Source organism: Parazoarcus communis (assembly GCF_003111665.1).
Lineage (GTDB): Bacteria > Pseudomonadota > Gammaproteobacteria > Burkholderiales > Rhodocyclaceae > Parazoarcus > Parazoarcus communis_B.
This window is the reverse complement of the sequence record NZ_CP022188.1, coordinates 715,487-734,173: the sequence shown is the minus strand read 5'-3', so window position 1 is coordinate 734,173 and position 18,687 is coordinate 715,487. Positions and strand designations below refer to the sequence as shown.

The window sequence follows — 18,687 nt, the reverse complement described above, 5'->3', positions numbered from 1 at the left end:
GCAGTGCGGCTCAGTTGTTGCCGTTGCGCAGGGCCATGATCGCGTCCCAGTGCGTTAGCAGCAGATCGGTCAGTTCGGGCGAGAACTGCTTGCCGCGTTGCTCGCGGAAGTAATCATATGCGCGCTGTTCGTCCCAGGCCGGTTTGTAGATGCGCGAACTCAGCAGGGCGTCGAGTACGTCAGCGATGCCGACGATGCGCGCTTCCATGCTGATCTCGTCGCCCTTGAGCCCGCGTGGGTAACCCATGCCGTCGTGACGCTCGTGATGCTGGTGGGCGATGTTCGCGGCCACGCCGATCAGCGGGCGGTCGACCTTGCCGAGGATGCTGAAGCCGATGCTGGCATGGGCTTTCATCTCCTCGTATTCGTCCTCGGTGAGCTTGCCGGGCTTCTGCAGAATGGCGTCGCGGATGCCGACCTTGCCCACATCGTGCATCGGTGCAGTGGTTTCGATCATCTCGGCGATGTCGGGGTCGAGGCCCGCCTTGAGTGCGAGGAACTTCGAAACCTGGGCAACGCGCCGGATGTGCTCGCCAGTTTCCTGACTCCTGCTTTCGACCACTTCGCCCAGCATGTAGAGCAGCTCGCGCTGGGTGTCCACGATGTCGCGGCTCAGTCGCATCGATTCGGTGATGTCCTGGCAGATCATGATGATCGATTTCACTGCGCCCGAGAGATCGTGCACGCCGACGAAGCCGACGCTGAACTGCATCGCCTTGCCTTCGTGTCCGACGATGGTGACGACGCGGCTGGTGAAGTGCTCCTGGTTGGCTTGCTGAACCTCGTCCAGACAGCGTTCGTCCTTGAGGTCGGGCATGATCCGGCTCACCGGCTCGCCTTCGAGGTCTGCACTGGGCAGGCCGAGCAGGGTTTCGAACTGGCGGTTGATGCTGACGATGCGGTGAGCCTGGTCGGTGACGCAGACACAGGTGCCAAGCTCAAGCGCGCGTTTGTATTCGCCAACGAAGTGACGCTGCTCTTCCAGCGTGAGGTGGGTGCGGCTCAGGACATCGACAAGATTCTTGTAGGTCTCGTAGAACGGCGTTACGTCGACATCGAGCGCAACGATCTCGGTCACCATGCCATGGTCGTTCACGATGGGTACCAGGCTTCTTTCGACGACATACATCTCGCCATTGTTGCGCCTGTTCTTTACGATCCCGGCCCACTTCCGGCCCGAACGGGCATCCACGAAGGTGGCGTGAGCCCGCTGCGGCAGTTCACTGTCGTGCTGGAGCACGCTCATTTCGCGCCCGATCAGCTCATCTGCGGAAAAGCCGCTGATCTCGCACATCTTGGCGTTGACGTAGGTGATCTTTCCGGTGAGGTCGAGCTTGCACACGATCGCGCTTTCATCGACCAGATGCTTGTACTGCTCGAGCAGTACGAGGTTGAGCCGGCGCTCCTTCATCGCCAGATTGGCGGTGGTGATGTGCACCAGTTTGTCGAGCAGGCGATCTACGTTGAGCGGCTTGGTAATGTACTGGTCGATACCCAGTTCGATTGCGCGGAACAGGTATTCGACATCGTTGTAGGCACTGACGACGATGATGGGCTGTTCCGGCACAAGGCGCCGTATCTCGCTGCTCATGGCGAGTCCGCTGACGCGCGGCATCTGGATGTCGGTGACGACGATGTCCGGGCTTTTCTCCTCGAACAGTCTCAAGCCTTCCTCACCGTCACAGGCGACATGCAGCTCGCCCACCCAGGGCTCGAGAATCATCGCCAGCTCTTCGCGTGTCTCCTTGTCATCCTCCACGTAGAGGAGTGTTACCGACTTAAGAACATCCAGCGCCTTCATGTCCATTTGGATCAATTCCCGTTCGTGCTTTCGCCGCGCGGACTGGCGAGCGTGCCATCCATCCGCGAGATCACCTTATGCAATCACTTTCGTCAGCGCTCGACCCGACTCACGTGCTCCGTCCCTCAATGCATGCGGGCCTGCCGGGTTGTGACACCTGAATCGGCGTAACACGTTATTGATTATTCACGATTTCGCGCCCATGCATGATACATGGGCGGGTCAATTCTGAAGCATGCTGAACGGCTTGATTGTGCGCTGGATCACGGCCGGTGCTCTATGCCCGAAAGCATATTTTTCGCGGAAGTGGCAAAACTGAGACAGACCTCACGCTGCGTCCGCAGGCGAGCGGTCGGAGACTGTTTGCGAACGGGCTCTTGGCGGTCAATTGGCGTCCGCTGTGGTGGGTGCAGCCTCGCGTCGCTGGCGCTGGCGACGCGCGACCCATGCGAGCAGGAGCAGTGCAGGTACGAACATCCACTCCCGTGCGATGCGGTCTCCGGGCACTTCCACCGCAATGATGCGAAAGCCGGCTTCGATGCCAAGCTTGCCCGCCTGACTGCCGAAGTCCACGCGACGGATGTCGAAGCCGTCATCGACGATTGTGGCGTCGATGCCACTGTTGGCGAGGCGCCTGGTGGCCGTGGCTGCAGGGGTGCCAAGCGGCAGCAGAACGCCGCGTTCGACCTGGTCGCCCTCGAGCGTCGTGCCGCTCAGCAGCACGCGCATCTGGGTGCGGTCCGGCGCGTCGAGGATGGCCGCTTCTGCCGCAGTGCCGTTGAGCTGGTGGTAGGGCGTGTTCAGCGGGTCCATGAACAGGCCGGGGTGGAAGAGCATGAAGACTACAAGCAGCATCAGCAGGCGTTCGGTGGTGGTGCTGCGAATCAGCAGCCAGCCCTGATTGACCGAGATGAAGGCGAAGCCGGCCAGCGTCGCGCTGGCGAGGGTGATCAGGGTGTGGCCGATCCCGTCGACACCGATCAGCAGCAGCTTGGGGTTAAGCACGAACATGAAGGGCAGCAGCGCCATGCGCATCGAGTAGCGGAAGGCGATGATGCCGGTACGCATGGGGTTTGCCAGCGCAATGCTGGCAGCGGCATAGGAGGCCAGCCCCACCGGTGGCGTGATGTCGGCCATCAGCCCGAAGTAGAAGACGAACAGGTGGGCGGCGATGAGGGGAACGAAGAGTCCGTTCTGGGCGCCGATGTTGACGATGACCGGTGCCATCAGCGAAGACACCACGATGTAGTTCGCTGTCGTCGGCAGCCCCATGCCGAGCACCAGACAGATCATTGCCACGAGGGCGAGCATGACGATGATGTTGCCCCCCGACAGCGCGGTGACGAGTTCGGTCATGACCAGACCGATGCCGGTGAGGGTCACGGTGCCGACGATGATGCCGGCCGTCGCCGTTGCGATCGCCACCGTGATCATGTTGCGGGCACCGGCGGCCAGGCCGTCGACCAGGTCCTGCATGCCTTCCCAGGCGGCATCGGTGACCTTGCGGTCACCGCGGAACCAGGCCATCAGCGGACGTTGCGTCAGCACGATGAACGCCAGGAAAAGCGTCGCCCAGAAGGCGGCGCGGGTGGGTGAAAGCTGCTCGATGACCAGATTCCAGACCAGTGCGCCGACCGGCAGCAGGAAGTGCATGCCTGAACGCAGGGTCGGGGCGAACTCCGGCAGGCTGGTGATCGGGGCGTCGGCCGGCAGCGCTTCGCCCGCGTGTGGCAGGCTCATGCGCAGCAGCACCACGTAGGCCACCAGCAGCAGGCCAGCCATGACCATGAACGACAGATTCGGCAGCACGGCGTGGACGACGGCACCGATGACGGAAACAACCGCCAGCACCAGCGCGATGCCGAGGAAGCCGAGCGCGAAGTTCTTCAGCGAGCGTTGCCAGTGCGGCGAGTGGCGGCGCGGCAGACCACGCAGATCCGCCTTCACCGCTTCGAGGTGCACGATGTAGAGCAGGCCGAGGTAGGACACCATGGCCGAGATCAGTGCGTGCTTGAGCACCTGCACATAAGGCACGCCGACATATTCGACCATCAGGAAGGCCGCTGCCCCCATGACCGGTGGCATCACCTGACCATTGACCGAGGCTGCGACCTCGATCGCAGCGGCTTTTTCCCCCGGATAGCCGACGCGCTTGATCAGCGGAATGGTGAGCGGGCCGGTCGTGACCACGTTGGTGATCGACGAGCCCGAAATCAGGCCGGTCGCGGCTGAAGCGACGACTGCTGCCTTGGCCGGGCCGCCGCGCATGTGTCCCAGCAGCGCCACCGCACTGCGGATGAAGTAGCTGCCCGCCCCCGCGGTTTCGAGCAGGGCGCCGAAGAGCACGAACAGAAAGATGAGCCCGGCCGACACCCCGAGCGCGACGCCGAATACCCCTTCGGTGGTCAGCCACATGTGACTCATGGTTCTGCCAAAGGAGGCGCCCTTGTGCGCAATCAGGTCGGGCATCCATTGGCCGAGGAAGATGTAGCCGAGCAGGGCCAGGGCCATCATCACCATCGGCAGGCCAAGCACGCGCCGCGCGGCCTCGAGCAACAGGCCCAGGCCGACGGCAGCAGCCGCCACTTCGAAATCCGTGGGGTCACCCGTATGCGCGCTCACCGACGCATAGAACAGCGCGAGGTAGCCCGCGCCCAGCGCAGCGAGCACGGCAAGGACGACGTCGTGGACCGGCACCGTGCCGTAATCCGCACTGCGCCGTGCCGGGTAGGCGAGAAAGGCAAGCAGCACCGCAAAGGCGAGGTGCAGCGAGCGGATACGGGCCTCGTTGAACACCAGTACGCCGAGCAGTTCCGGCAGCGGAGAGGCGACCCATAGCTGAAACGCTGACCATGTCAGCCCGGCTGCGACCAGCAGCGTAGCGACCGGCCCTTGCGGATGGCGCAGCCCCATCGCCATGTTGGCGGTATTCAGGCTGCGCTTGCGCGCGGCATCGGGACCGGAATCCGTATTGCTGGCATCGCTCATGCGCACTCCCCAGGTTCCGTGTGGCGATGGCCGGGTGGCAGTGGCCCCGTCTGCGTCAGGCAGCCCGGTGCCGGCTCGGGTTTCAGTATCTTGTCGCAGCCATTGCCTGGTCAAGGCCGTGTTCAGTCCAGCAGTGACATCCCGCCGAGTGCAAGCACCAGCACCGCGTGCGGAAAGGCCACGGTGGGGCGCAGCGCATTGCGCGCGTATTCGACGATGAGCCCGGCCGTGCTGCCTCGTGCCGCCTCCCATTCGCTGTGCAGCTGGCAGGCGGCCGATGTGTCGGCCCCCTCGCGCACCAGCGCTTCGATGCGCAGGATACGCACCGACAGGCGCGCCTGAAATGTCCGCAGGATCGCTTCCTGACCCCATAGCACGGCGACCAGGAAGGCCATCCAGTGTGCTGCGTTGCCACTGATCAGGGCGATGGCCGAAAGCGTCACCGACAGCAGCTTGAGCCACATCAGGCCGCGCTCATAACGTTCATGGTTGTCCTGCAGGGTGGACCATTCGAGGCTGAGGGCGGGGGCGGCATCGGGCAGCATGATGGGCGAGGGCGCAGGCCGGAGCCTGTGTTTGCATGAGGATGGCCACAGGATACCCGATCGGGCCTGCTGCCCGGGTGTCCGTCCCAACGGTAGTGCGCGTCGGGGCGCTTGCTGATAACGACGGTCCTTGCACGCCCTTGCGCCGGATCCCGCGCCGGCGCAGGTCGGCTGTCATGCCGTGCCGGGTCAGCGGCGGGCGTCGCCTGCCGGAGCGCTCGTGCAGTGGCCCGGGCTGCGTTCGACCCATTGTCGCACTTGCTCCGCCACCCACTCGCCGTCGTCCAGCGGCAGGTCATGTCCGGCGCTGGGGTGGAGCCTCCGTTCGCAATGCCAGGCGGCTGCGAGTGCGCGAGAGCACGCAGCGTTGACCAGGGTGTCGCGGGTGCTGGCGAGCAGCAGCATGGCGGCGGCAGGCTTCTGCGCTGGCGCGCGATAGCGTGCAGCAGCGAGTAGCTGGCGCAGGGCATTGGCGCCGGTAACCGGATGTGCTTCGTGAATGCGGGTCCAGGCCGCCGTCACCGTGTCGCTGTCGGCGCGGAGCTGGCTGGTGAGCCCGAGAATGGCACGTTCATGCTCGCGCGCCTTGCCGCCCGCGACCGCCAGCCGCAGCAGGGGCAGATAGTTGCGCGGACGCAGGCGGTGATGGACGGGGCTGAACGGGCGCATGCTGGTATTGATGAGCACGCAGCTGTCGATGTCTTGCGGATGGGCGCCGGCCCATGCGACGGCTACCATCGCTCCGAGCGACATCGCCAGCACCTTGCACGGCCTCGCGACGTCCAGCGCTTGAAGCGCCGCGTGACAGTGTTCCGCCATCTCCTCGACCCGCACGGGGCTGGCGAGCTGGTTCAGGTCGCCGTTACCGGGCAGGTCGAGTGTGATCACCCGGGCGTCCGGCACCGTGTGCTCAAAGGTGTCGGTGAAGCTGCCCCAGTGGCGACTTTCCCGTGTCAGTCCGCGCAGAAAGATCCAGGTCGTCATGGCTTCGGTGTTCAGTGGGCCGGGTGGTGTGATCGGACTCAGGCCGTGGGGGCCGAGGGATACCAGTGCGCCATCGCCCGCGCATGGTGATCGGAGCGTGCCTCGCCCTGCGGCAGCCATTTGAGGTAGCTGCAGCTCGCACGCGACAGGAAGTCGAGCAGCGACAGATGGCGCCGCAGCACACGCTGCTGCCGGTGCGCGATCAAGGGGTTGAACATGCCGTGGCGGCTCAGCAGCTGGCGGGGATTCTTCTTGATCCATCGCCATGAGCCCATTTCCAGTGTCAGCGGCAGGAAGATGCGCTCGGGCGTTTCGAGGGCGCGCAGATGCAGGAAGTCCCACAGGTCGCCATGGGTCAGATACTGGCTGCTCTGGGGCTCAAAGATGTAGGGATGGTGAAGATGCGTGCGGTAGAAGACATCCTTGAGCGCGTGAATCTCTGCCAGATGGCTGAACGGGGTGCGCGTGTGTGCATACGGAAACCAGAGGCGGTCGCTGACGCCGAAGCCGGAGTGGCAGTCCACCGCGAGGGCGAACTTGCGTGTGAGCAGGTCGGTTGCAACCAGATCGCATACGGCCCGGCTCTCGGTCTCCATGTTGCCGTTGCTCGCGCCGCGATACCACGGCAGGCGTGGGCTGATCCGCTGTCCGCCCACCAGCATCGGCACGCGTTCGTTCGAGTCGAGCGGGGCGTTGCGCATCAGGTCTACGCCATTGGGGTTCGCGCGCGTTCCGAGCAGCATGCCACCTGGATTGATCAGTGGCATGAACACGAAGCGCATGGTCTCGAGTTGCTGATGCAGGGTGACGTCCCATTGCAGGCGTGTCACCAGATACTGCAGATAGGCGATTGCGACCGTGGTGCCAATGCGCTCCAGTCCATGCACGCCGCCGAATATGCCGATGGCGGGTACGTCGGGCGCGGGATTGCCGAGCGCGATGGCGTACAGCGGAAGCGGGGTGCCGGACGCGGTCTCAACGGTCTGTATGATCCGGGTCTCGAGGAGGCTCGCACCTGTCTCGATGACCTGTTCAAGTGCGCTCAATTCGGGAAGCTCGGGATGCGTCACGTTCAGCCGTTCGAAGGACCGGGTTGCCGAGCATACCGCAGCTGCTGCAGCCGCAGCGCCGGAAGTTGCGGGAACACGCAGAGTGCCGCCATGGAGCCGCATTGAAGCGAAACTGTCATGTTTCCTTGCTAGGGTGGAAGGCCTTCAATCGTCTCTTTGCGGGGGGATGTCATGAGCGGACTGATACGCAGGTGTGTGCGCTACCCGGCACTCTCCGTCGCCAGTGCCCTGCTGTGGGGTGTGCTTGAGTTCGTCGCGCTGCAGCGTTCGCGGCGCAGAGGCGATCAGTCGCGCGGTTGAGACGCACCCCCCGGCGCCCTGCTTGCTGCAGGTATTCGAAGGGTGGTCTCCGCGGTCGTGGTGCAGCCACAGCATTCGGAAAAGGCTGCCGTGGGCGGCGGCGAGTCCTGTCTACTTTAGTGATAAATTCCGCATTCTCCGGCATTAGGCAAAGCCGAAACGGCGCCTCCGGATACAATGTCACGATACGTAATTAGTGATATTTCCGACGCGGATTCGACTTGCTGTTTTCTCCTTCAAAGCTCTCCGACAACGAGAACACGGTTCCGCGCCTTTACCTTATCGGCACGCTGGCCATTGTTTTCTTTCTGACGCTCGCGCTGGCGAGCTTCTATTCATGGCGGCATGCAAGCGATCACCGTGCGTCGCTGAGCCGGCTGGAGGAGGTCGTCACCCGGCAGCTCGAAGAACGGCTCACTGCGGAGATGAGCTCGGCGCTCAGCTACCTTGAGTTCACCCGCTCGCGTTCCGAGGAAGCATTGCGGCGGACGGTTGTCGAGCAGGTCGATGCGGCGCTGCAGATTGCAGAGGCAATCCATGCGCAGGAAGCCGGGCGGCGACCGGCCGAAGAGGTCAGGAGGCTGATCGTCGAAGCCCTGCGGCCAGTCCGCTTTTTCGAGGGGCGGGGCTACTACTTCATCGACGACATGAGCGGGCGCTTCATTCTGCTGCCGACATCGCCGCAGCTTGAAGGGCGTCTGCTACCCGACAACAAGGACGATCGCGGGCGCTACATCATGCGCGGCCTGGTCGATGCGGCACGCAAACCTCAGGGCGAGGGATTTCTGGACTATCGCTGGTACCGGCCGGACGATTCCGGGCAGATGGCGGACAAGCTTGCCTATGTCCGCTACTTTGCGCCCTACGACTGGCTGATCGGCGCCGGCGACTACACCTACGAATGGGAGTCCCTGCAGCAGCGCAAGGCGATGGCACGCTTTCGTGCGCTCCGGTTCGGGCAGAGTGGTTACATCGGCGTGCTCGACAATGAAGGGCGCCTGCTCTTGTCGCCCTCCGACCCCGAGCTTGAGGGGCGCCACTTGAACTCCATTCCTGTCATCGAGCGTGATGCGCTGGAGCGCATCCACCGCAAGGCAAAGGAAGGTGGCGGGCTGCTGCGCTATCCGTGGTTCGATGCCCGAACCGGGCGAACGGCCAACAAGGTGGCGCTGGTGCGAAGCTATCAACCGTGGGGCTGGACGCTGGCGGCGACGGTGTTCGAGGATGAGTTGCAGGTCGCGCTCGATGCCGAGCGCCGGGTGCACGAAAGCGGGGGCAAGCAGGCGACTTCGCGCATGCTGCTCAACGTCGCGCTGGCGCTGCTGCTTGCGCTAGCGGCTTCGCTGCTTTTTTCGCGCTGGTCGCGCAAGCTCTTTCGCGCCTATCACGCCGAGAACCTGGCGCAGCGCGAAGCCTTGCGACGTCAGGCCATCGAGTTGCGCGAGAGTGAGGACAAGCTGGGGGTGATTCTCGACAGCGTGGAGGCCTTCATCTATATCAAGGATGCGGACTATCGCTACCAGTATGCCAACAGACAGGTTTGCGAGCTGTTTGGCTGCGACCTGAAGAATGTCGTGGGCAGGGACGATGGCGCTTTCTTCGACGTCGAGACGGCAAACCGCTTGCGCGACAACGACGCACGGGTGATCGAGGCGGGAGAGCGGGTCGCGACGGAGGAGGTGAATAGCCGCCGTGGCGAGGACGGCCAGCGGACCTTCCTGTCGGTGAAGATTCCCTTGCGGCGGGAAGATGGCAGCATCTATGCGCTGTGCGGCATCTCGACGGACATCACCCAGCGCAAGGTGATGGAAGACGAGATCCGGGTGCTGGCCTTCTACGACGCCCTCACCGGATTGCCCAACCGGCGTCTGCTGGTCGATCGCCTGCAGCAGCAACTCGCGGCCAGCGGGCGCAGCAAACGCAGCGGTGCCTTGCTGTTCATCGATCTCGATAATTTCAAGACGCTCAACGACACCCTCGGACACGACAAGGGCGACCTCCTGCTGAAGCGCGTTGCCGGTCGTCTGGTGCACTGTGTGCGGGAAGGGGATACGGTTGCCCGTCTTGGCGGGGACGAGTTCGTGGTAATGCTGGGCAATCTGAGCTGCGACCGGGCAGAAGCTGCCGCGCACTCAAAGGCGGTCGGCGAGAAGATCATCGAGAGCCTTGGCGAACCGTACGACATCGACGGACAGTCGCATGTGAGTACGCCTAGCATCGGGGTCGCACTGTTTTCGGGCAAGGACCACAAGGTCGATGACCTGCTCAGGCAAGCCGATCTCGCGATGTATCAGGCCAAGGCCGACGGGCGCAACACCATGAGCTTCTTCGACCCGGAGATGCAGGCGGCGCTCAACGCACGCGCCGCACTCGAGGCCGATCTGAGGCGTGGCCTGCAGCTCGGGCAGTTCGAGCTGCATTATCAGCCCCAGGTGGACTACACCGGCGCGCTGATTGGCGCCGAGGCGCTGATTCGCTGGAATCACCCGACCCGGGGGCTGGTGCAGCCGAATGCGTTCATTCCGGTTGCGGAAGATACCGGTCTGATTGTGCCGCTCGGTGCCTGGGTGCTCAACAGCGCCTGTGCCCAGTTGCGGGCATGGAGCGAAACACTGGAAACCGCAGCCCTGACCCTGTCGGTGAACGTCAGTGCGCGTCAGTTCCGCCAGGCCGATTTCGTCGATCTGGTGCTGTCGGCGCTCGATCGCAGTGGCGCCAATGCGCAATGCCTGAAGCTTGAGCTGACCGAAAGCCTGCTGCTCGCCGACGTCGAGGAAACCATTTCCCGCATGGCCGCGCTCAAGGTGCACGGTGTCGGCTTCTCGCTGGACGATTTCGGGACAGGTTATTCATCCCTGGCCTATCTAAAGCGTCTCCCCCTCGACCAGCTCAAGATCGACCGATCCTTCGTTCGCGACCTGCTCGCAGATCCCAACGACGCGGCGATTGCGCGCGCCATCATCACCCTCGCAGAAAGTCTTGGCCTGAGCGTGATTGCCGAAGGGGTGGAAACGGTCGAGCAGCGCGACGCGCTGGCCAGGCAGGGGTGCCTGTCCTACCAAGGCTATTATTTCGGGCGGCCGGGGCCGGTCGAGGCCCTCTTCAATCGTCGGGCGTGAGGCGGGGCGGCCTGCGCGCCAGGGGCGAAAGCGCGGCCTGGTTGCAACCTTCGTGGTATTCGCGCCTCATTTCTGTGCATCTTTTGCCGTATGAGCGCACGCAGCGCTGCCATCAATCTCTCAGCTGAGGGATAATGACGGACTGCGTCAAAAAACGGACACTGAAGCAATGAAGCGTGTTGATGATTTTCGCCTGCGGCTCGGCTCGCATGAATTGGTACCGATCATGGTGGGAGGCATGGGCGTCGATATCTCGACGGCCGAGCTTTCACTGGAGGCTGCGCGCCTCGGTGGTATCGGGCACATTTCCGACGCGATGGTGCCGACCGTTTCCGACCGGCGCTTCAACACCAAGTTCGTCAAGAACAAGCTCAAGCAGTACAAGTTCAACGTCGCAAATTCCGACAAGTCGGTGGTGCAGTTCGACCTCGGACTGCTCGCCGAAGCGACGGCCATGCATGTGGGCAAGACCATGGAGGCCAAGCGCGGCCCGGGTCTGGTCTTCATCAACTGCATGGAAAAGCTGACCATGAACGGCCCCAAGGAAACCTTGCGGGTGCGTCTGCAGGCGGCCTTGGATCATGGCATCGACGGCATCACGCTGGCGGCGGGTCTGCACCTGGGCTCGTTTGCGCTGATCCAGGATCATCCGCGTTTCAACGACGTCAAGCTGGGCATCATCGTGTCCTCGCTGCGCGCGCTGCAACTCTTCCTCAAGAAGAACGCACGCACTGGCCGCATGCCCGACTACGTCGTGGTTGAAGGTCCGCTCGCCGGCGGTCACCTCGGGTTCGGCATGGACTGGGCGGCATTCGACCTGGCCTCGATCATGGTCGAGATCCGCGACTGGCTGCAGGCAGAGCAGCTCGATATTCCGCTGATTCCGGCCGGCGGCATCTTTACCGGCAGCGATGCGGTGAATTTCCTCGAAATGGGCGCTGCGGCGGTTCAGGTCGCCACGCGCTTCACCGTCACCGACGAGTGCGGGCTGCCCGAAGACGTGCAGCAGGAGTATTTCAAGGCCAGCGAGGACGACATCGAGGTCAACGGCATTTCGCCGACCGGCTATCCGATGCGCATGCTCAAGAACAGCCCCGCGATCGGCAGCGGCATTCGCCCCAACTGCGAGGCCTTCGGCTATCTGCTCGACGCCAAGGGCAACTGTCAGTACATCGACGCCTACAACCGCGAAGTCGCCGCACATCCCGAGGCCGCCAAGGTCAAGGTGATGGACAAGACCTGCCTGTGCACCCACATGCGCAACTTCGACTGCTGGACCTGTGGCCACTACACCTACCGGCTCAAGGACACCACGCGCAAGAATGAGGATGGCAACTACCAGATCCTCTCGGCCGAGCATGTGTTCAACGACTACCGCTACAGTACCGGCAATACGATCGCCCTGCCGCCGGAAGTCACCGCCTGAAACCGTTCTGAGCGCGCCGGCGTCCCTTCACAGGGGACGCCGGCGTTTTTGTTTGTGTGATCGCTTCGGTTGATCCTGCCGTCCTGTGGCCGCCAGTGCTGCGGCAGGCTGCCTTCGTTGCTGCGGGACTCCTGATCAGCCGTAACGGCGCATGGCCTGCACGGCGAGGCCGGCGCCGATGCTGCCGTACAGATCGCCCTCGACGCTGCGCGCCTGCGGCAACTCTGCCGCGATCTGCTTGCGCAGTTGCGGAACCCCGCTGGCGCCGCCGGTGAAATACACCGTATCCACCTGATCCCGCGCCACGCCTGCCTGATTGAGCAGGGTGCTGACGGTTTCTGCCACGCGCCCCACCAGCGTTCGTGTGGCGAGCGTGAAGGCGTCGCGGGTGATGGTGTGGGTGAGGCCGTGCTCCAGCCGGTCGAGCTCCAGCATCGCCTCGGGCGCCGCCGACAGGTCGATCTTGGCCTGTTCCACCTGCAGTGCCAGCCAGTGGCCTTCCCGACGTGCGATCAGCCGGGAAAGCCGGTCCAGTTCGGTACGGGCGGTGGCGTCACGGTAGATGTGCTGGAGGTCGGAGGTGACCTGGCGGGCGTAGGCAAAATTGATCGTGTGCCAGGTCGCGAGCTGAAAAAAGATGCTCGACGGGATCTCTGCGCCGTTCTTCATTTTTCCGCGGTAGCCGAGCAGGGGCATCACGCATTCGAGGCTCAGCGCACGGTCGAAATCGGTGCCGCCGATATGTACGCCGGCGTTGCCGAGCAGGTCCTCGCGGCGGTCTTCGGCGCGCGCGCGCTCGGGCGAGAGGCGAATCAGGGAAAAGTCCGCGGTGCCGCCACCGATGTCGGCGACAAGGACCAGTTCCTCATGATCGAGCGAGGCCTCGTAGTGCAGCGCCGCGCCGATCGGTTCGAACTCGAAGCTGACGTCCCGGAAGCCGACCTGGCGGGCGACCTCCTCGAGGGTGTCCTGTGCCTTGCGGTCGGCTTCCGCATTGTCGTCCACGAAATGCACCGGGCGGCCGAACACCGCCTGCTCGAAGGGGCGTCCCGCCTGTGCTTCTGCACGTTGCTTCAGCTCGCCGATGAAGCTTGCGAGCAGTTGGCGAAAGGGCAGCGCGCGGCCCAGTACTTCGGTGTGGCCGTCGATCAGGCTGCTGCCGAGCAGACTCTTGAGCGCACGCATCAGGCGCCCCTCGTAACCCTCCAGGTACTCGCCAAGCGCGGCGCGACCGAAGCAGGTGGTGTCTTCGTCGGCGTTGAAGAACACGGCCGAGGGCAGGGTTGGCTTGTCGTCTTCGAGGGGGAGCAAGGTCGGTGCGCCCGGGCGCAGCCAGCCGATGGTGGAGTTTGAGGTGCCGAAGTCGACGCCGCAGGCTCGGGCAGGCGCAAGGCTCATGATGTAGATGCAGACCAACGAAAGAGGGCTGCGATGCTACTCGATGAGGCGGGGAAGAGCGAGATTATTTCCCCTCGCGGCAGACCGTGGCGGTGTGGCGGCAACAGGGGCGGGCGGGGCGTGTACCCCGGATGCGCGCGGGTGTAGGCTTGATGATCATGACGCAACTCAAAAAGTCCAGGCGGGCAGCCAGCCCGCAATCCGCGCCTGCCATAACGCCATGTGCCGATGCTGAGCCTGGCGCCGGGGCCGCATTGAAGCTCGTTCTGCGCCGGGTGGCGATCGATACCTATCGCGAGAATGTGGCCTATCTCCACCGCGATTGTGCGGTGTATCGGGCCGAGGGCTTCCAGGCCTTGTCCAAGGTCGAGGTGAGGGCCAACGGCAAGCGCATTCTGGCCACCCTGAATGTGGTCGACGACGAGCGCATCGTCGGTTGCGCCGAGCTGGGCGTGTCCGAGGATGCCTTCGATCTGCTCGGCGTGGCGGATGGGCATCCGGCGTCGATCTCGCAGGCCGAGCCGGCCTCATCGATCCCGGCGCTGCATCGCAAGATCGCAGGCGAGCGCCTCGACCGGGATGATTTTCGCGCCATCGTGCGCGATATCGCCGAGCACCGGTATTCGAAGATCGAGCTCACGGCATTCGTGGTGGCCTGCAATCAGGGCGAGCTCGACCGCGAGGAGGTCTATTACCTCACCGACGCCATGGTGGCCTCGGGGCGGCGGCTCGACTGGCGCGAGCGTCCGGTGGTGGACAAGCACTGCATCGGGGGCATTCCGGGAAACCGCACCTCGATGCTGGTGGTGCCGATTGTCGCCGCGCACGGCATGCTCTGTCCGAAGACCTCGTCGCGGGCGATTACCTCGCCCGCCGGCACCGCCGACACCATGGAGGTGCTTGCCAATGTCGAGTTGCCAATGGAAGCGCTGGCCGAGATCGTGCGCGAACACCGCGGTTGCGTGGCCTGGGGCGGCACCGCACACCTGTCGCCGGCCGACGATGTGCTGATTTCGGTCGAACGCCCGCTGTCCATCGATTCGCCGGGGCAGATGGTGGCTTCCATCCTGTCGAAGAAGATTGCCGCCGGCTCTTCCCACCTGGTACTCGACATTCCGGTCGGCCCGACTGCAAAAGTCAGGTCCATGCCCGAGGCTCAGCGGCTGCGCAAGCTGTTCGAGTTCGTCGCCGGGCGCATCAATCTGACGCTTGACGTGGTGATTACCGATGGCCGCCAGCCGATCGGCAACGGCATCGGGCCAGTGCTTGAGGCGCGCGATGTAATGCAGGTGCTCGAGAACGACCCCGCTGCCCCCAATGACTTGCGACAGAAGGCCTTGCGGCTTGCCGGCAGGATGCTGGAGTTCGGCCCTGACGTGCGTGGTGGTGAGGGTTTCTCGATCGCGCGCGACATCCTGGATTCGGGCCGGGCGCTGGCGAAGATGCAGGCCATCATCGATGCCCAGGGTGCCAAGCCTTTCCGTCAGGAGGATCCTGACTGTGGCAGCCTGAGTTTCGACGTGCTTGCCGAGACGGATGGTGTGATTACCGGCATCGATAACCTGCAGATCGCACGTATTGCGCGTGTGGCCGGCGCGCCGAAGGTGCAGGGCGCGGGCGTGGATCTGTTCCACAAGCTCGGCGAGCGCGTCACCCGGGGCCAGCCATTGTTCCGCGTGTATGCGGACTTTCCGTCCGATCTGGAGTTTGCGCGCCAGGCCTGCGCGCGCAGTTCGGGTTACACGCTGGGTTCGGCCGACGACGTGCCGCATCGCTTCGTGGAGTTCTGAGCATGATTGATCTGTTGCTGTGCTTCGAAGACGAGCAGCCTCTGGCCGCAAGGCTTGCAGAGGCTGCGGGCGTGCCCTGCGAGCAGGTGGCGCGCCACCGCTTCCCGGACGGCGAGCTGAAGCTGCGCCTGCCGCCGGCACTGCCCCCGCGCGTGGGGGTACTGCGCGGTCTCGACCATCCGAACGAGAAACTGGTCGAACTGCTGCTGTGCGCGCGTGCGGCGCGCACGCTTGGTGCTGGCCAACTGGTGCTCATTGCGCCCTATCTCGGCTACATGCGGCAGGACATCGCGTTTGCGCCCGGTGAAGTGGTCAGCCAGCGCGTGGTCGGCGAGTTTCTGGCTTCGCTGTTCGATGCCGTGCTCACCGTCGACCCGCATCTGCACCGCGTCAGTCGCTTGTCCGAGGCGGTGCCGGTCGCACAGGCGCTGGCCTTGTCTGCCGCACCCTTGCTGGCGGAGTTGATCGCAGCCAGGCGCCCCGGGGCTCTGTTGCTTGGTCCCGATGCAGAGGCCGCTCAGTGGGTGGCTGCTGCGGCACAGTCTCATGCCTTCGATCATGGCGTGTGCAGCAAGCAGCGGCACGGTGATCGCGAGGTGCATGTCACCCTGCCGGACATGGCGTTTGCCGGGCGACAGGTGGTTCTGATCGACGATGTGGCCAGTAGCGGACACACCCTGGCAGTGGCGGCCGCTCAGTTGCTGGCGGCCGGTGCTGCATCGGTCGACGTCGCCGTGACCCATGCCCTGTTTGCGGACAACGCACTGCAGACGGTGCATGCCGCCGGGGTGGGGGCGGTATGGAGTACCGACTGTATCGCGCACCCCAGCAATGCGGTCGGTGTAGCGCCCATGCTGGCGCAGGCTCTGCGGAGTCTGAAATGAACTGCCGCTGCGCCTGGGTGTCCGACGACCCGCTGTATATCGATTATCACGATAATGAATGGGGCGTGCCGCGCCACGATGCAGCCGGGCTGTTCGAGTTCCTGTTGCTGGAGGGCGCGCAGGCCGGGTTGTCCTGGATTACGGTCCTGAAAAAGCGGGCGCATTACCGGGACGTGTTCGATGCTTTTGATCCGGTACGGATTGCGCGCTGGGACGATGACAAGAAGGCTGCGCTGATGGCCGACGCCGGCATCATCCGCAATCGTGCCAAGATCGAGGCGGCTGCGATCAATGCACGGGCCTGGCTGGCCATGCAGGACGAGGGGCTCGATCCGGCTTTGTGGCTGTGGCAGTTTGTCGACGGGAAGCCGCAGGTCAACGCCTTTGCGTCGCTGGCGGAGGTGCCGGCCAGCACGGCAGCGAGCGCAGCAATGAGCAAGGCCTTGCGCAAAAGAGGGTTCAAGTTCGTCGGACCGACCATCTGCTATGCGTTCATGCAGGCGGTGGGCATGGTGAACGATCACACCACCGATTGTTTTCGCTATCCTGCCGCACGGCGTTGATCCGGAGCGGAGCTTGCGCTTCAGATTTGCCGGATGCTTCCATTATCGATGACGAGTACGGCCGGTAATGCTAGGATCACTGGCCCGTCAAGTGAATTTGTCACACGGCGGGCTTGCACAATCATTTCTTGGCAAGTGAGGGGGCGTGTGGAGCAAGCGGGAAAAACTGTTGTGTTTGCCGACCTGACCGGTAGCACCGGCCTGTTCGAGTCGGCTGGCAACGTCGTCGCGACGCATGTCGTGACGCGTTGCACGCAAACGCTTGGCGCGCACTTTGCGCGCGCGGGCGGACACATGGTGAAGTACCTCGGCGACGGCGTGCTGGTGACCTTCGATGACACCGTGGCAGCGGTCGAAGCCTGTATCCGCACCAAGGACATCCTTCACGACATCAATGCCGACCAGTTCCGTCATGCGCCGCTTGGCTTCAAGATCGGGATCGAACACGGCCCGATCATTGAGCAGGATGGCGATTGCTACGGCGATGCGGTCAATGTCGCGTCGCGTCTGAGCGACCGGGCCGAAGCTAACGAGATCCTGATCGGCGAGCCGGTGTTTCGTCGCCTGCCCGAGCATTTGCGCCTGTCGTGCAGCAGCCTCGACCGGATCACGGTCAAGGGAAAGTCGGAGCCGATCAGGGTGTGGCGTATCGACTGGGCCCGCACAGCCGAATCCACGATTACGGTCTCAATCGATACCATTGCTGGTGGATCGCGTGCACAAGTGCTGCAGCGGCTCGATCTGGATCTGCTCGATCAGCACCTGAAGCTGCTGCCCTCGGACGGTCCGCTGGTGATTGGACGCGGTGACGAAGTCGGCATGAACATCAACGACCCGAGGGTGTCACGTCGCCATGCGCGAATCGAATGGGTCAACGGTCAATGCGTGTTGACCGACTTCAGCAGCAATGGCACGTGGGTGAGCTTTGCCGGCGCGGTTTCGCCGGTGATGCTCAAGCGCGACGGCTGCATGCTGCATGGGCGGGGAGAGATCGGGCTTGGGGCCGCGCCCGACGACTTTACTGCACCAACCCTGAGCTTTCAGGTCATTGACGAGGTCTGAAAGGTCGCAGGGTTGGCGTCAGGGTGTTTCGGTCAGGCGCTGGCGCTGAGCAGCGAACCGCTGATCGATGCCGAGGCGTTGCTCCCGTAGGATGCGGCCAGGTCCATGATCTGCTTGAGCAGGCGTGCTTCGCTCGACACCGATTGCCCGCCACTCCCGGCTGAGGCCGAAGTACTGCTGGTCTGCTGGGACTGTCCGTAGGCGCGCGCTTCGCTTGCGCTCACCAGCCCGTCACCGTCCGCATCTGCCGTATCGAAGTTCGTCGCGAGTGCGGAGAACATCGAAGCGAGATTGCTGTTGCTTGCTTCGCTGGCCATGGTCGTGAGCTCGTCCTGACTGAGGCCACTGTCCTCGCCTCCTTGTGGCGGCGGCGGAGGAGGCGGCATGCCCCCCATCGCACCCATGCCACTTTCTGCCATGCGCATCTGCTGAAACTGGCTGTCGAGCTGGTCGCCGAGCTGCTGCAGACGCGAAGACAGTTCGTCTTGCGTGACCTTTCCGTCTTCGTTGCTGTCGAGCGCAGTGAACAGCTCTTCTGCGCTGGCGCTGGTGTCCGACAGGCCGCTCAGCGCGGTTTCAAAATCACTTTGCTCAAGGTAGCCCTGGCTTTTCGTGTCGAGTTTCGAGAACAGGTCTTCCGACATCCGGGACGCGTCGGGGCGACGGGGCATCGCCTGACTACCCTGGGCGCTTGCCCAGTTTGCGTACGACATGCCGCTGCTGCTGATTGCGCTGGTCATGATGTGACTCCTTGTCT

Annotated in this window: 14 protein-coding genes; 7 read left to right on the top strand and 7 right to left on the bottom strand. The window is 63.8% G+C overall.

Features of this window, described 5'->3' with window-relative positions:
- Nucleotides 1-10: 10 nt before the first annotated feature.
- The 5 genes from CEW87_RS03420 to CEW87_RS03400 form a co-directional block, all read right to left on the bottom strand.
- On the bottom strand, nt 11-1,807 hold the full coding sequence (locus CEW87_RS03420; RefSeq protein WP_108971450.1) for an HD domain-containing phosphohydrolase: 1,797 nt from the start codon (nt 1,805-1,807) through the stop codon (nt 11-13).
- A gap of 378 nt (nt 1,808-2,185) precedes the next feature.
- Nucleotides 2,186-4,789, bottom strand: a complete 2,604-nt coding sequence (locus CEW87_RS03415; RefSeq protein WP_159098069.1) for a TRAP transporter fused permease subunit — start codon at nt 4,787-4,789, stop codon at nt 2,186-2,188.
- Nucleotides 4,790-4,911: 122 nt separating this feature from the next.
- Nucleotides 4,912-5,334 (bottom strand): hypothetical protein, encoded by a 423-nt coding sequence (locus tag CEW87_RS03410; RefSeq protein ID WP_108971448.1) that lies wholly within the window; start codon nt 5,332-5,334, stop codon nt 4,912-4,914.
- A 189-nt stretch (nt 5,335-5,523) separates the two neighbouring features.
- Entirely contained in the window at nt 5,524-6,318 is a 795-nt protein-coding gene (locus CEW87_RS03405; RefSeq protein WP_108971447.1) for an alpha/beta fold hydrolase, read from the bottom strand.
- A 38-nt stretch (nt 6,319-6,356) separates the two neighbouring features.
- Complete coding sequence (locus CEW87_RS03400; RefSeq protein WP_234421653.1) at nt 6,357-7,364, bottom strand: M14 family zinc carboxypeptidase; 1,008 nt, start codon at nt 7,362-7,364, stop codon at nt 6,357-6,359.
- Nucleotides 7,365-7,559: 195 nt separating this feature from the next.
- On the opposite strand from CEW87_RS03400, the gene CEW87_RS22870 reads away from it, so the two are divergent.
- The 3 genes from CEW87_RS22870 to CEW87_RS03390 all read left to right on the top strand — a co-directional run bounded on the left by CEW87_RS22870 (nt 7,560) and on the right by CEW87_RS03390 (nt 12,233).
- Nucleotides 7,560-7,688 (top strand): hypothetical protein, encoded by a 129-nt coding sequence (locus CEW87_RS22870; RefSeq protein WP_267897186.1) that lies wholly within the window; start codon nt 7,560-7,562, stop codon nt 7,686-7,688.
- Nucleotides 7,689-7,909: 221 nt separating this feature from the next.
- A complete protein-coding gene (locus tag CEW87_RS03395) occupies nt 7,910-10,807 on the top strand; it encodes an EAL domain-containing protein (protein WP_108971445.1) in 2,898 nt (965 codons plus the stop codon).
- A gap of 169 nt (nt 10,808-10,976) precedes the next feature.
- Nucleotides 10,977-12,233, top strand: a complete 1,257-nt coding sequence (locus tag CEW87_RS03390) for a nitronate monooxygenase (RefSeq protein WP_108971444.1) — start codon at nt 10,977-10,979, stop codon at nt 12,231-12,233.
- 135 nt (nt 12,234-12,368) lie between these two features.
- Here CEW87_RS03390 and CEW87_RS03385 read toward each other — a convergent pair whose 3' ends face one another.
- On the bottom strand, nt 12,369-13,631 hold the full coding sequence (locus CEW87_RS03385) for an Hsp70 family protein (RefSeq protein WP_108971443.1): 1,263 nt from the start codon (nt 13,629-13,631) through the stop codon (nt 12,369-12,371).
- Between the two features lie 254 nt (nt 13,632-13,885).
- Here CEW87_RS03385 and CEW87_RS03380 point away from each other — a divergent pair, with 254 nt between their 5' ends.
- From CEW87_RS03380 to CEW87_RS03365, 4 genes are all read left to right on the top strand, one after another.
- Complete coding sequence (locus tag CEW87_RS03380) at nt 13,886-15,421, top strand: thymidine phosphorylase family protein (RefSeq protein ID WP_234421652.1); 1,536 nt, start codon at nt 13,886-13,888, stop codon at nt 15,419-15,421.
- 2 nt (nt 15,422-15,423) lie between these two features.
- Nucleotides 15,424-16,305: a ribose-phosphate diphosphokinase gene (locus CEW87_RS03375; RefSeq protein ID WP_108971442.1), complete on the top strand. Its 882-nt coding sequence runs from the start codon at nt 15,424-15,426 to the stop codon at nt 16,303-16,305.
- Nucleotides 16,302-16,868, top strand: coding sequence for a DNA-3-methyladenine glycosylase I (locus CEW87_RS03370; protein ID WP_108971441.1), 567 nt, complete (start codon nt 16,302-16,304; stop codon nt 16,866-16,868). Before CEW87_RS03375 ends, CEW87_RS03370 begins: the two co-directional genes overlap by 4 nt.
- Before the next feature lie 171 nt (nt 16,869-17,039).
- Nucleotides 17,040-17,930, top strand: a complete 891-nt coding sequence (locus tag CEW87_RS03365; RefSeq protein WP_234421651.1) for an adenylate/guanylate cyclase domain-containing protein — start codon at nt 17,040-17,042, stop codon at nt 17,928-17,930.
- A 32-nt stretch (nt 17,931-17,962) separates the two neighbouring features.
- On the opposite strand, the gene CEW87_RS03360 is transcribed toward CEW87_RS03365, so the two are convergent.
- Nucleotides 17,963-18,670: an EF-hand domain-containing protein gene (locus CEW87_RS03360; protein WP_159098068.1), complete on the bottom strand. Its 708-nt coding sequence runs from the start codon at nt 18,668-18,670 to the stop codon at nt 17,963-17,965.
- Between the last annotated feature and the right edge of the window lie 17 nt (nt 18,671-18,687).

Bases quoted from the DNA above. Each gene is read 5' to 3' on its own strand.
- CEW87_RS03360 (WP_159098068.1), bottom strand. From the start codon at position 18,670: ATGACCAGCGCAATCAGCAGCAGCGGCATGTCGTACGCAAACTGGGCA.
- CEW87_RS03405 (WP_108971447.1), bottom strand. From the start codon at position 6,318: ATGACGACCTGGATCTTTCTGCGCGGACTGACACGGGAAAGTCGCCAC.
- CEW87_RS03370 (WP_108971441.1), top strand. From the start codon at position 16,302: ATGAACTGCCGCTGCGCCTGGGTGTCCGACGACCCGCTGTATATCGAT.
- CEW87_RS22870 (WP_267897186.1), top strand. From the start codon at position 7,560: ATGAGCGGACTGATACGCAGGTGTGTGCGCTACCCGGCACTCTCCGTC.
- CEW87_RS03390 (WP_108971444.1), top strand. From the start codon at position 10,977: ATGAAGCGTGTTGATGATTTTCGCCTGCGGCTCGGCTCGCATGAATTG.
- CEW87_RS03415 (WP_159098069.1), bottom strand. From the start codon at position 4,789: ATGAGCGATGCCAGCAATACGGATTCCGGTCCCGATGCCGCGCGCAAG.
- CEW87_RS03420 (WP_108971450.1), bottom strand. From the start codon at position 1,807: ATGGACATGAAGGCGCTGGATGTTCTTAAGTCGGTAACACTCCTCTAC.
- CEW87_RS03410 (WP_108971448.1), bottom strand. From the start codon at position 5,334: ATGCTGCCCGATGCCGCCCCCGCCCTCAGCCTCGAATGGTCCACCCTG.
- CEW87_RS03385 (WP_108971443.1), bottom strand. From the start codon at position 13,631: ATGAGCCTTGCGCCTGCCCGAGCCTGCGGCGTCGACTTCGGCACCTCA.
- CEW87_RS03375 (WP_108971442.1), top strand. From the start codon at position 15,424: ATGATTGATCTGTTGCTGTGCTTCGAAGACGAGCAGCCTCTGGCCGCA.